The sequence below is a fragment of the Cellulophaga algicola DSM 14237 genome, from assembly GCF_000186265.1.
GTDB classification, from domain to species: Bacteria; Bacteroidota; Bacteroidia; order Flavobacteriales; family Flavobacteriaceae; genus Cellulophaga; species Cellulophaga algicola.
The window spans coordinates 1,243,282-1,256,066 of the sequence record NC_014934.1; the positions used below are offsets into that span (position 1 = coordinate 1,243,282).

The 12,785-nt window shown below is 34.0% G+C and carries 14 protein-coding genes; 6 read left to right on the forward strand and 8 right to left on the reverse strand.

Going from position 1 to position 12,785, the window contains the following annotated elements:
• The first annotated feature begins 37 nt into the window (after window positions 1-37).
• On the forward strand, window positions 38-973 hold the full coding sequence (locus tag CELAL_RS05360) for an ISAon1 family transposase (protein ID WP_041557501.1): 936 nt from the start codon (window positions 38-40) through the stop codon (window positions 971-973).
• Here the strand turns inward: CELAL_RS05360 and CELAL_RS05365 are convergent.
• The 4 genes from CELAL_RS05365 to CELAL_RS05380 form a co-directional block, all read right to left on the reverse strand.
• The gene (locus CELAL_RS05365; protein ID WP_041557547.1) at window positions 970-1,209 is read right to left on the reverse strand and encodes a hypothetical protein; all 240 of its coding nucleotides are present in this window, start codon (window positions 1,207-1,209) and stop codon (window positions 970-972) included. The two genes, CELAL_RS05360 and CELAL_RS05365, sit on opposite strands and share 4 nt — an antisense overlap.
• 158 nt (window positions 1,210-1,367) lie before the next feature.
• On the reverse strand, window positions 1,368-1,628 hold the full coding sequence (gene rpmA, locus CELAL_RS05370; protein WP_013549894.1) for a 50S ribosomal protein L27: 261 nt from the start codon (window positions 1,626-1,628) through the stop codon (window positions 1,368-1,370).
• Window positions 1,629-1,654: 26 nt separating this feature from the next.
• Entirely contained in the window at window positions 1,655-2,302 is a 648-nt protein-coding gene (gene rplU, locus CELAL_RS05375; RefSeq protein ID WP_013549895.1) for a 50S ribosomal protein L21, read from the reverse strand.
• Between the two features lie 111 nt (window positions 2,303-2,413).
• Window positions 2,414-2,857 carry a membrane protein gene (locus tag CELAL_RS05380; protein WP_013549896.1) on the reverse strand — a complete coding sequence of 148 codons (444 nt, stop codon included), beginning with the start codon at window positions 2,855-2,857 and terminating at the stop codon, window positions 2,414-2,416.
• A gap of 205 nt (window positions 2,858-3,062) precedes the next feature.
• Between CELAL_RS05380 and CELAL_RS05385 the strand changes: the two genes are divergently transcribed.
• The 3 genes from CELAL_RS05385 to CELAL_RS05395 all read left to right on the forward strand — a co-directional run bounded on the left by CELAL_RS05385 (window position 3,063) and on the right by CELAL_RS05395 (window position 7,059).
• Window positions 3,063-4,385 carry a M16 family metallopeptidase gene (locus CELAL_RS05385; RefSeq protein ID WP_013549897.1) on the forward strand — a complete coding sequence of 441 codons (1,323 nt, stop codon included), beginning with the start codon at window positions 3,063-3,065 and terminating at the stop codon, window positions 4,383-4,385.
• Window positions 4,386-4,413: 28 nt separating this feature from the next.
• Complete coding sequence (locus CELAL_RS05390) at window positions 4,414-6,492, forward strand: M16 family metallopeptidase (RefSeq protein ID WP_013549898.1); 2,079 nt, start codon at window positions 4,414-4,416, stop codon at window positions 6,490-6,492.
• Window positions 6,493-6,642: 150 nt separating this feature from the next.
• Window positions 6,643-7,059: a hypothetical protein gene (locus tag CELAL_RS05395; protein WP_013549899.1), complete on the forward strand. Its 417-nt coding sequence runs from the start codon at window positions 6,643-6,645 to the stop codon at window positions 7,057-7,059.
• 10 nt (window positions 7,060-7,069) lie between these two features.
• Here CELAL_RS05395 and gldD read toward each other — a convergent pair whose 3' ends face one another.
• From gldD to mutY, 4 genes are read right to left on the reverse strand one after another with little or no spacing between them, the layout of a single operon-like run.
• Window positions 7,070-7,630: a gliding motility lipoprotein GldD gene (gene gldD / locus CELAL_RS05400; RefSeq protein WP_013549900.1), complete on the reverse strand. Its 561-nt coding sequence runs from the start codon at window positions 7,628-7,630 to the stop codon at window positions 7,070-7,072.
• The gene (gene gldE / locus CELAL_RS05405; RefSeq protein ID WP_013549901.1) at window positions 7,620-8,948 is read right to left on the reverse strand and encodes a gliding motility-associated protein GldE; all 1,329 of its coding nucleotides are present in this window, start codon (window positions 8,946-8,948) and stop codon (window positions 7,620-7,622) included. The genes gldD and gldE overlap by 11 nt, the downstream gene beginning before the upstream one ends.
• Window positions 8,949-8,970: 22 nt before the next feature.
• Window positions 8,971-9,441, reverse strand: coding sequence for a single-stranded DNA-binding protein (locus tag CELAL_RS05410; protein ID WP_013549902.1), 471 nt, complete (start codon window positions 9,439-9,441; stop codon window positions 8,971-8,973).
• Window positions 9,442-9,465: 24 nt separating this feature from the next.
• Window positions 9,466-10,503, reverse strand: a complete 1,038-nt coding sequence (gene mutY / locus CELAL_RS05415; RefSeq protein ID WP_013549903.1) for an A/G-specific adenine glycosylase — start codon at window positions 10,501-10,503, stop codon at window positions 9,466-9,468.
• Window positions 10,504-10,629: 126 nt separating this feature from the next.
• On the opposite strand from mutY, the gene CELAL_RS05420 reads away from it, so the two are divergent.
• Both CELAL_RS05420 and CELAL_RS05425 read left to right on the forward strand, forming a co-directional pair.
• Complete coding sequence (locus CELAL_RS05420; RefSeq protein ID WP_013549904.1) at window positions 10,630-10,920, forward strand: HU family DNA-binding protein; 291 nt, start codon at window positions 10,630-10,632, stop codon at window positions 10,918-10,920.
• 277 nt (window positions 10,921-11,197) lie between these two features.
• Complete coding sequence (locus CELAL_RS05425) at window positions 11,198-12,748, forward strand: Rne/Rng family ribonuclease (protein ID WP_013549905.1); 1,551 nt, start codon at window positions 11,198-11,200, stop codon at window positions 12,746-12,748.
• Window positions 12,749-12,785: the final 37 nt, after the last annotated feature.

Genomic DNA, 12,785 nt, shown 5'->3' on the forward strand with positions numbered 1-12,785 from the left:
TGCCGTAAGCGCTAAACGGTTTGGCGACTATTATAAAATTAATGGCAAAGCCCTACAGTATCACTACAAAAACCATCTTAGCGACTTCAAGGATTGGCCCCAAAAGGAACATTCACAAAAGTGGTTGCTCTTTGGAAAAAATTTAGGTTACTATTTAAGTTTAGATGAAACCTCTTTGTCCAACGGTGAACTCTACACGATTCTAACCAATAAAGGCGCTAACGGAAAGAAAGGTAGCATAGTGGCCATTGTCAAGGGAACCAAAGCGGATGACGTCATCAGTGTGCTTAATAAAATCCCTGTGGAAAGACGAAATATAGTCAAAGAAGTTACTGTCGATATGGCTGGAAATATGAATTTGATCGCTAAAAAATGTTTCCCCAGAACAGAGATCGTGACCGATAGATTCCATGTTCAAAAATTAGCCTCAGAAGCAGTCCAAGAAGAACGTATCCGATTAAGATGGGAAGTTATAGAAATAGAAAACAAAGCCATTGAAGAAGCTCGAAAAACAGAAAAAACACATAGACCAGAAATTCTCGCTAACGGAGATACCCATAGACAGTTGCTGGCCAGAAGTCGATATGTATTATTTAAACCAAAGACCAAATGGACTGCAGGACAAATAGAAAGAGCGGAAATATTGTTTCGACTTTACCCAACTATTGAAAAAGCCTATAAGTTGGCCCAAGCATTAAGCTATATCTATGAAAATAATACGAATAAGGATGTAGCAAGACTAAAATTGGCACAGTGGTATAACGAAGTAGAAAACTCAAATTTTAAGTCGTTCAACACCATTGCAAGGTCTATACAAATGCATTACAAACCAATTTTGAACTATTTTAATAACAGGAGCACCAATGCTTCCGCGGAATCCTTTAATGCTAAAATTAAAGAGTTCAGGACGATGTTTAGAGGCGTAAGAGATGTTAAGTTTTTCTTGTTTAGACTAACAAAATTATATGCCTAATTTATCTCACTCCCCAAGAATATTCCTTGATCCCAGAATATCCCCAATTCTAATCGAGCGTTTGCTATTGCGAAAGAGTTTTTAGAATGAAGTTCACTTTTAAGTTTCCCATTTAAAACAACAAAAGCTTTATCAATAGTATCTAAACTACGATAATACCCTATTTCCTCTTGTGAGAAAATAGAACTTGTATAGCCTAATGAAAAAACTAAAAAGAAAATTATATTATTAAGCACTGTTGCGAGGATAAAAGTAATCTTGAAAAGTACTCGAATAGCATATCTTAAAGCTTATGGAACTATTATGTTATCGTAAAGTTTTATGACAACGCAAAAACCCTTTATCGCTAATAAAAGCAATAAAGGGTATTTATTTTGTATAAAGAAATTATCTCTTAAGCTTCAAAAGGCTCAATTGAAACGAAAGATTTTCCTCCCGCTTTCTTTTGGAATTTCACGATACCATCTACACGAGCGTGTAAAGTATGATCTTTTCCTGCGTATACATTATCACCTGGATTGTGTCTTGTTCCACGCTGTCTAACAAGTATGTTACCAGCAATAGCAGCTTGACCACCAAAAATCTTAACACCTAAACGTTTTGATTCTGATTCTCTACCGTTTTTAGAACTACCTACACCTTTCTTATGTGCCATTTTGTTACGGTTTTATTTTGTTAAAATTATGCTGGTTTCCCACCATCTAATTCATCTTGCCATTTTTTCAACTCATCCCATTTACCTTCAGCAGCTAATTTAGCTTGTGCAGGCCATGTATCAGTTACGTGGTTTCCACGAACGTCAGCGATGATTTCACCAATTTTTGCAGCATCAGTTTTTGCTAATTCAGCAAAAGTTGATATTCCTGCAGCGATTAGTGTTTCAGCAATTTTTGGCCCAATACCTTCAACTTTTTTCAAGTCGTCAGCTTTGTCAGTAGCTTTAGCGGCTGCTTTTTTAGGAGCGGCTTTAACAGCTTCTTTTTTAGGCTCAGTTTTCTTCTCTGCTTTCTTAGCACCTGAAGAAACTATGCTTTCAATTACTAATTCAGTTAAATACTGTCTGTGACCGTTTTTAACTTTGTAACCTTTACGTCTTTTTTTCTTAAAAACGATTACTTTGTCACCTTTAAGGTGCTTAATGACTTTTGCCTCAACAGCGGCTCCGTCTATAGCTGGGGCGCCAATAGTAATGTTGCTACCGTCTTCTAATAAAAGAACGTTGTCAAAAGTAACTTTACTTCCTTCTTCGTTCTGTAAACGGTGAACATACACTTTTTGGTCTTTCGCAACTTTAAATTGCTGCCCTGCTATCTCTACAATTGCGTACATAGCTTGTGTTTGTTATTAATGAATATTTCATTACCTATTTTCAATAGGCGGGTGCAAATATACTGCTAAATACTTAACGAACAAGTGTTTTTACAGAAATTAACTGCAAATTTATTTTAAATTATTAGAAGATTTGAATAATTGCATGAATGTTAAGGTAAGTACAACAGTTGTAGCAAAGCCCATAATAGCAACAGTAAAAAATAAAAGTCCTTCTCCTGTATGATAATTCTTAAACCAGACTTCTGAAAGTTGCGGTAAAAAATTTATATTAACCTCAGTTGCATAAAAAGCAAAGAAAACTGTAAAAACTAATGTTGCCATAAACCCCGTAATAATCCCAGCAGAAAATCCTTTCCTATAATCAAAGTTTTTACCCTCTTCAATCTTCGTATACCGTATCGCTTCAAAAATTCCAAAACCAGTAATAATTCCATTAAAAAGACTAAAAAACACATTAATATGTAGGTTAAATAAAGAAAGAATCAAAAAATAAGCAATTAGCGATCCACTTGTAGCAATACCGAATCTAACAGGGAGTGTAAATTTTTTCATAGTATTTTTTTTTAGCTTGCTTAAATTAAGAAAAAAAAGTGATTCTAAAACATATTACACATTAATAATCAGCCACTTAATTATATTTATAGAAAAAAAATCCACCGATGTGTAACATTTCGTCACATTATAACACCAATAGATCAAATCGGAAGTGATAATTCTTAAACTTATCACTTTATAACTATCACATAACACTACTAAAATGAAAAGAAGATTTATTCTAGCTGCATCACTTTGCATAGCTACTCTTGGAATGCAAGCCCAAGAAGTGGCTTTCGAGGAGTATGACTTAGAAAATGGGCTACACGTTATTCTACACCAAGACAATAGCGCACCATTAGTTACAACAGCTGTAATGTACCACGTTGGCGCAAAAGACGAAGATCCAGAAAAAACAGGGTTTGCTCACTTTTTTGAGCACTTACTTTTCGAAGGGACAGAAAATATTGAACGCGGAAAATGGTTTGAAATTGTAGCTTCTAATGGAGGCCAAAACAATGCTAACACCACACAAGACAGAACTTATTATTATGAAGTTTTCCCTTCTAATAACCTAGAATTAGGATTGTGGTTAGAATCTGAACGCATGCTACACCCTATCATAAATAAAATTGGCGTAGATACACAAAAAGAAGTTGTACAAGAAGAGAAAAGAATAAGTTATGACAATGCACCTTATGGACATTGGAGAGAAGTAATGTCTAAAAACTTATTTAAAAACCACCCTTATCGCTGGCAAACAATAGGCTCCTTAGAGCATTTAGCGAGTGCTACACTAGAAGATTTTAAAAAATTTAATAAGATATATTACATTCCCAACAACGCAGCCTTAGTCATTGCTGGTGATTTTGAGATTGACGGTACAAAGAAAATGATTCAAGATTATTTTGGCGCTATACCTAAAGGTGCCCCTATAAAAAGATCATCTTTTAAAGAAGAACCCATCACAGAAACAATTAAAGCTGAATTTAGAGACCCTAACATTCAAATACCTTTAATTATGCTAGGTTATCGTACTCCAGAACAAACCAATAGAGAAGCTTATATCCTTGACATGATCTCTACCGTTTTAAGTGACGGCAAGAGTTCTAGACTATACAAGAAGATTGTAGACCAAAAGAAAATGGCTTTACAAGTATTCGCCTTTAATGGCTCTCAAGAAGATTATGGCACGTATATCGTAGGCGGACTTCCTGTAGGAGAAAATTCGCTGGAAACAATTCAAAAAGAAATTGATGAAGAAATTGTAAAAATTCAAACAGAATTAATTTCAGAAAATGAGTTCCAGAAGCTTCAGAATATTTTTGAAAATAATTTTGTAAATGCGAACTCAAGTGTTGAAGGTATTGCAAACTCATTAGTAAGAAACTATATGCTTTATGACGACACCAACCTAATCAATACGGAAATTGACATTTACAGATCAATTACCCGTGAAGAGCTTAGAGCGGTTGCAAAAAAATACCTAAACCCTAATCAAAGAGTTGTTTTAGAATATTTACCAGAAGAAAAACCTGCAAACTAAATACTATCCTAAGATAAATTCAGCACACATGAAAAATATATATATTACATTAGTTTTTGCATTATTTGCTTTTGCATCCAATGCACAAATAGATAGGAGTGTTATGCCAAAGGCAGGACCAGCTCCAGAAATTAATTTAAAAGAACCACAACGTTTTGAACTTAAAAACGGCCTTAAAGTTTTGGTGGTTGAAAACCACAAACTACCCAGAGTATCTATACAACTAAGAATAGACAACCCGCCAATCGCAGAAGGCGACAAAGCAGGCGTAAGCTCATTTGTATCTAGCCTATTAGGGAACGGATCTAAAACCATTACTAAAGATGATTTTAATGAAGAGGTTGACTTTTTAGGTGCCAGTATTAATTTTGGTTCACAAAGTGCTTTTGCTAGCTCTTTATCTAAATATTTTCCTAGAATTATAGCGCTAATGGCAGATGCCGCTATAAACCCTAATTTCACTCAAGAAGAATTTGATAAAGAAAAAGAAAAATTTCTTACAGGCATAAAGGCTGAAGAGAACAATGTAGCCGCCATAGCAAACAAAGCACAATCTGCTTTGGCTTACGGTAAAAATCATCCCTACGGAGAGTTTAGCACCCCAGAAACGATTAACAACATTACGCTTGAGGACGTAGAAAAATTCTATTCAAACTATTTCGTACCCGCCAATGCCTATTTAATTGTTATCGGAGATGTAAATGTAAAAGAAGTAGAAAAATTGGTAAAGAAAAACTTTACCGCCTGGACCAAAGCCACTCCTCCTTCATTTCAATTCTCTAAACCTTCTGATGTACAGTATACACAAATAAATTTTGTAGATGTCCCAAATGCCGTTCAGTCAGAAATTGCGGTAGAAAGTTTGGTAGAATTAAAAATGAGTGACCCTGATTATTTCCCTGCTTTAATTACAAACCAAATACTTGGCGGCGGCGGAGAAGGTCGTTTATTTTTAAACTTAAGAGAAGATAAAGGCTACACCTACGGATCTTACTCTAGCATAGGAGACGATAAATATGCTCCTTCAAGATTTAGAGCTACTGCACAGGTTAGAAATGCAGTAACAGACAGTTCTATCGTAGAAATTTTAAAAGAAATTGACAAAATTAAAACACAACCTGTTACCGAAAAAGATTTAGCAAACACAAAAGCTAAATACATAGGACGTTTTATCATGGCCTTAGAGCGCCCAGAAACTATTGCGGGCTATGCTTTAAACATAGAAACCGAAGGATTACCTAAAGATTACTACAAAACCTATTTAGAGCGCATTAACGCCGTTTCTATTTCAGATGTGCAAAATGCTGCGCAAAAATATTTTACTACTGAAAATGCTAGGATTGTAGTTGCAGGTAAAGGAAGTGAGGTACTTGAAAATCTTGAAAAAGTAAGTTTTAATGGAAAAATTATCCCTATAAAATATTACGATAAAAAGATTAACGCTACCGATAAACCAGACTATAACGCTGCATTACCAGAGGGCATTTCTGCACAAACGGTAGTAGATGACTATTTTAAGGCTATCGGAGGAAAAGATAAAGTGAACGCAATTACTTCTTTAGTTTTAATATACGAGGGTACTGCAATGGGATCATCGATAAAAACTGAAGAAAAAAGAACAGCAGATAAATATGCCATGACTATGTATATGAATGACGCTCCTATGCAAGGTATTATTGCTAAAGGCGATGAATTGTATATGAAGCAAGGCGGAAACAAAATGCCATTACCAGAAAATATGGTTGCTGATATGAAAAACGCATTAGGAATTTTCCCTGAACAAACATTCATGGCAACCGGGAAAGCTAAACTTGCAGGTATCGAAGAGATTAATGGCGCCAAAGCGTATAAGATTGATGTTCCTGGAGAAGTTGTTTCTGCGTCTTATTTCTATGCTATTGAAACTGGACTAAAAGTTAAAGAAGTTTCTGTTACAAACATGAATGGCCAGACACAAATGCAAGAAGCAGATTTATCTGATTATCAAGAAATTGATGGAATTAAATTCCCTAGTAAAAAAACAGCTTCATTGGGTCCACAAAAAATGGAAAGCAAATTAATTTCTGCTACCATTAACAAAGGAGTTACAGATGCCGATTTCGAATAACTAGCTATCGGAAATTAACATTCAAAACCTTCAGAACTACTCATTTAGTTTTGAAGGTTTTTTTATCTGATAAATAAAATATACTCAGAAATAGCCTTATAATCCTTAAAAAAAGAAAGAAATAGTATCTTTACACTATAAAAAAATATCATGAAAAATTTTATCCTCATCCTCTCAACTATAGCAATATCATTAGCAATTTCTTGCAAAGACACTGATAAAAAAGAAATTCCTTCGCAAATGGACCAGGTAATGGCCGTTCATGATGAAGTAATGCCAAAAATGAGTACCATAGGCAGGTTAATCAGTAAAATTGACGAAGAAATGCAAGCTACAGATTCTACTGAAGTACTTTTAAAGGCTCAAGCTGATTTAAAAACTGCAAATTCAGCTATGATGGCCTGGATGAAAGGTTTTGGTAATCGTTTTGAATCTGATGAAATCATGAAAGGAAAAGCACTTAGCAAAGAGAAGCAACGCTTTTTAAATGAAGAAGAAAAGAAAGTTATAGCTTTAAGAGATCAAATGAATTCTAGCATTGAAAACGCAGAAGCTCTTTTAAAATAGGCTCATGGGCCTATTTTTTCCAACGTAAGGTCTCCATAATAGCACGCATATCGCCTTGTAAATAATCTGCTGCTGGTAAAATAGAATCGTAGTTAGGTTTTGAATAAAAATAAACAGAACCTGTTATAAAATTCTGAACACTATCCGTCAAGTAAAACTGTGACTGTGAAGCCGCATCCCCAATTATTTGAAAATAAGTGCCATACACTCTATTTTCTTCATTGATAAATGTTCTTGGCTGAATATTATCTGCCTTTTTCATATGCTCCATAGATAATTTCTCTGCATCTGCTATAAGCTTCTGCAAATTCCCATCTATGTTTTTATGCGTTACAAATATAGACCCCTTCATTGACGGATAATCAATAATGATTGCACTTTGGTTTTTAATAATAGGCGTAGCGCGATCGTTATAATTAAAGGAAAAATGATCCGCGTCTAAAAGAGCCTCCTTAGCTATAGGATAATCTAATCTAAGCATCGCTTTTGGCTTAGGCATTACATTTTCTTCCTCACAGCCTACAGCTGCCAATACAATCAGGATTAAAAAAACAGATAATTTATTCTTCATTTGGTAAAATAACTTTTATTTGTTTTAACCTTTTCTTGTCTAGACTCTCAATTACAAAGGTATACCCATCAAACTCAACAACTTCTCCCCGTTCAGGAAAACTTCCTGCTATCTCTAAAATAAAACCTGCTATTGTCTCAGATTCTCCTTTACGCTCCTCAAAATTAGTTTCGTCATCAATTTTAATAACGCGGTAAAAATCTTTTAGAGCTGTTTTACCATCAAACAAGTACTTATTGTCATCTAATTTTGAAAAAATAAGATCTTCATCATCAAATTCATCACTAATATCTCCTACTATTTCTTCAATAATATCTTCCAAAGTTACAATTCCAGAAGTCCCCCCATATTCATCTACCACCACTGCTAAATGATTTTTCTTCTCTTGAAACTCAAGCAATAAATCGTCTAGTTTTTTATTTTCAGGCACAAAATAAGGATCACGGATTAAACTCATCCAGTTAAACGTTTTCCTATCTATATAAGGTAGTAAATCTTTTACGTACAAAACTCCTTTAACATTATCTACATTTTCTGCAAATACCGGCACTCTTGAATACCCTCTTTTTTTAATTTCTTCGATAACTTCTAGAAATTTCATTTCAGCATTTAATGCAAAAATATCTATCCTAGGGCGCATTACCTGCTTAGTATCCGTATTACCAAAAGAAACTATCCCTTCTAGTATTTTCTGCTCTTCTTTAGTCGTATCGCCCTCAGAAGTAAGCTCTAAAGCCTGAGATAACTGATCTATGCTTAAGCTAGATTTTTGTTTCCCTAACTTATTATGTAAATAAAGTGTTATAGACCGCATTGGAGTGCTCAATGGCGTAAAAACTACATCAAGAACCTTTAATGGATATGCCATTGTATAGGCAAAAGTTTTCTGATTCCTATTTGCATATACTTTAGGTAATATCTCTCCAAACATTAAAATTAGAAAAGTTACAACCACTACTTCTAAAAGAAAACGTACCGATAAAAATCCGAATAACACATAAGTAACCTCTTCAAACAAAGCGTCGCCAATTACACTAAACAGCAATACAATTGCAATATTAATTGCATTGTTTGCGATTAGAATTGTAGCTAAAAGCTTTTTGGGTTTTTCTAATAATTTTACAACAACACCTCCTTTAGCGGTTTTTTCTTCATCAATTGCATTTACATCTGATGCAGATAAGCCAAAGAATGCCACTTCTGCTCCTGAAATTAATGCCGAACAAATTAATAAAATAAAAAGCACTACAAATTTAAGTGCCAAGGCACTATCGAAAGCAATAAAAGACAAAAATTGCCTAAAGGGGTCTGGGTCCACAGTTTAATAATTAAGTTCTAATTTAAAAGGGTAAATCATCTTCTTGTTCTGGTGTATTATTAGCCTGGCTTGTTTCAGTTGAAATACTTACAGGCTTAGCTGCCACATTCTGAACGTTTGGAGCTGTCTGATTATTTTGTGTAGCACCAGAATTTGCTTTTGTTGTTAAAAATGTAAAATCTTGAACATGAACTTCCGTCGTATATCTTGGTTGTCCGTCTTCTCCCTGCCATTGTCTGTTTTTCAACCTACCTTCTACATAAATTTTATCACCTTTACTCAAGTATTTCTCACAAATTTCAGCAGCTTTATTTCTAATAACAATATTATGCCAATCTGTATTTGTTACTTTTTCTCCTGTTTGTTTATTGGTATAAGATTCATTCGTTGCTAAAGGAAAACGCGCGATGCAATTACCTCCTTCAAAATAGTGGATTTTTACCTCATCACCCAAATGCCCAATTAGCATAACCTTATTTAATGTACCGCTCATAACAAATATATTTTGTCAAAAATACTAAAATTTAAACGTCTTTATGAAATCTGCAACTAAAACAGGTACAGGAAATTTATCAATTTCCGTAAAGGCTACACCATTCGGAATTTCACCCTCCAAAGTCACAATCCAAAAGTGAGTTTTTAAATGTTGATGTGATAGTTTGTGCACGATTACCTCTTCATTAAACTTATAATATTCAAATTTCTGATTTAAAATGTCATATTTTTTCAATTCAGTTTCAATAGCAACCTTATTAGGAGTTATTTGAGACTCAATTAGAGGAAATTCATATAAATTCTGCCAGATACCTTTACCTATACGCTGCTTTAAAATTGATTGTTCTAATGCGTCTATTACCACTAGGTAATTAAAAAAGCGGTCTTTAACTTTTATCTTTTTTAATTTAATAGGTAAATCCTGAACGCTATTTTCTTTAAGAGCTACACAACTATCATTTAAAGGGCAGTCTGCACAATTAGGGTTGCGAGGCGTGCATTGAATCGCACCAAATTCCATAATACCCTGATTATAATCACGGATATTTTTGACATTCATTACTTCGCGAGCAATTTTTTTAAAATATTTAATACCTTCTGTACTATTAATAGGCATAGCTATCCCGTAATACCGAGCCAAAACACGGTATACATTTCCATCTACCACAGGCTCTGGTAAATTAAAGCTTATAGATGCAATTGCACTGGCCGTATAATCTCCAACTCCCTTAAGTTGTAATAGCTCTTTATAGGTGTTAGGAAACTCTCCTTTATACTCATTAGTAACCGTTTTTGCGGTAGCATGTAAGTTCCTCGCTCTTGAATAATAGCCTAAACCTTGCCAAAGTTTTAATATTTCTTCTTCTTTGGCCGCTGCTAAATCTTTTATTGTTGGAAAATTTTCAATAAACTTTAAATAATAAGGTGTACCTTGAGCAACGCGAGTCTGCTGAAGCATAATTTCAGAAAGCCATATGTTATAGGGGTTCACGGTGTTTCTCCAAGGAAGATCCCTTTTATTTACATCGTACCAATGAAGAATTTTAGCTGAAAAAGTCATTTGAAAAATACTATGGATCAAAAGTAATGGTTTATATCCTTAAAATTAAACTCTTTAAGATGGAGATTGAATTTTAATTTATATATTTGCAACCCGAAAAAAACATAGATAAAACTATTTCAAAAAATGACGAAAGCGGATATTGTAACGAGAATCTCAGAAAAACTGGGTATTGAAAAAGGAGATGTACAGGCGACTGTAGAATCTTTTATGGAAGAAGTTAAATATTCATTGGAAAATGGTGACAATGTATATTTAAGAGGTTTTGGTAGTTTTATCATCAAAACAAGAGCTGAAAAAACAGGTAGGAATATTTCAAAAAATACGACTATTAAAATTCCAGCACATAACATTCCTTCTTTTAAACCAGCAAAGGTTTTTGTAGAAAGTGTTAAAAGTAACGTAGAAGTAAAATAAAAAAAATATTAATCTAAAAAGTATAGTTTTATGCCAAGTGGTAAGAAGAGAAAAAGACATAAGGTTGCTACACACAAACGTAAAAAGCGTAGAAGAGCAAATCGTCACAAGAAAAAGTAGTTGTTTCAACTACTTTTTCATTTTAATACGTTCATTGACATAGAAATTCTTCAACGAATTTCATCAGGTTTAATAAACCTGTTACGTATATTGTTTAATCATTTATTTGTTAAGCATGCTTTTGGGCATGCCTACAAGTAGATAAAAATTGATTCAGGTGAATAGAGAATTAATCGTAAGATCTAGTTCCGATACCGTCGATTTTGCCTTATTAAAGGATGGAAAATTAACTGAACTACAAAAGGTGGAAGACAGTAATAACTTTTCTGTTGGCGATATTTTTATCGCCAAAGTTAGAAAGCCTGTTACTGGTTTAAATGCCGCTTTTGTAAACGTAGGTTATGAAAAGGATGCTTTTTTGCATTACCATGATTTAGGCCCACAGCTATCAACTATGTTGAAGTTTATAAAACAAGCTAGCTTGGGGAAATTAAAAGACTTTTCATTAAAAGACTTTCCATTTGAAGAAGATATAAATAAAGATGGTGCTATTACAGATGTAATTAAGGCCAATCAATCTTTATTAGTGCAAATTGTTAAAGAACCAATATCTACAAAAGGACCAAGAATAAGCTCAGAACTTTCTATTGCTGGGCGTTATTTGGTAATGGTTCCTTTTTCAGAACGAATTTCTGTTTCTCAAAAAATAGAAAGTAGTGAAGAAAAAGATAGGCTAAAAAGACTCGTTAAGAGTATTAAACCTAAAGGATTTGGTGTTATTATAAGGACAGTTGCCGAAGGCAAAAAAGTCGCAGAACTCGACAAAGATCTACAAAACTTACTGGCAAAATGGTCAGTAATGTGTAAAAAATTATACAAAGCTCCACACCCCTCTAAAGTTCTAGTAGAACTTAATAGAGCATCCTCTATCTTAAGAGATGTTTTTAATGATTCTTTTACAGGAATTCATGTAGATGATGAGGTACTTTACGAGCAAGTAAAAGACTATGTGGCAGAAATTGCCCCAGAAAAAGAATCTATTGTTAAATTGTATAGTGACAATACCGTGCCTATTTTCGAGAAATTTGGAATAGAACGGCAAATTAAAACCTCTTTTGGACGCACCGCTGCAATGAGCAAAGGCGCGTATTTGATTATCGAACATACTGAAGCATTACATGTTGTAGATGTTAATAGTGGTAATCGATCAAATAAAGCAAAAAACCAAGAAGAAACTGCCCTTGAAGTAAACTTACTAGCAGCTTCTGAAATTGCGCGACAATTACGACTTAGAGATATGGGCGGAATTATCGTGGTTGACTTTATTGACATGACCAAAGGAGAAAATAGGAGAAGATTGTTTGATCATCTTAGAGATGAAATGAAAGACGATCGTGCAAAACATAAGATTTTGCCACCTAGTAAATTTGGACTTATACAAATTACAAGACAAAGGGTTAGGCCCGAAATGAATATTAAAACAACGGAAGAAGACCCGAATCAAAAAGGTCAAGAAGTAGAAGCTCCTATTGTTTTAATTGATAAAATTAATGCTGACCTTGAAAAATTATTCAATGGCCCAGCTAAGGATAACGCTGTTACATTAAACATTCATCCATTTATCGCAGCCTATATCACAAAAGGTTTTCCATCTATTCGCTCTAAATGGTTTTTAGAGTACAAAAAATGGATTAAAATACAACCTAGAGATGCGTATACGTATCTAGAATACCGTTTTAAAAACAAAGACGGCAAAACCATATATTAAAAAAAGCGACCTCAACAAAGGGTCGCTTTTTTTATTT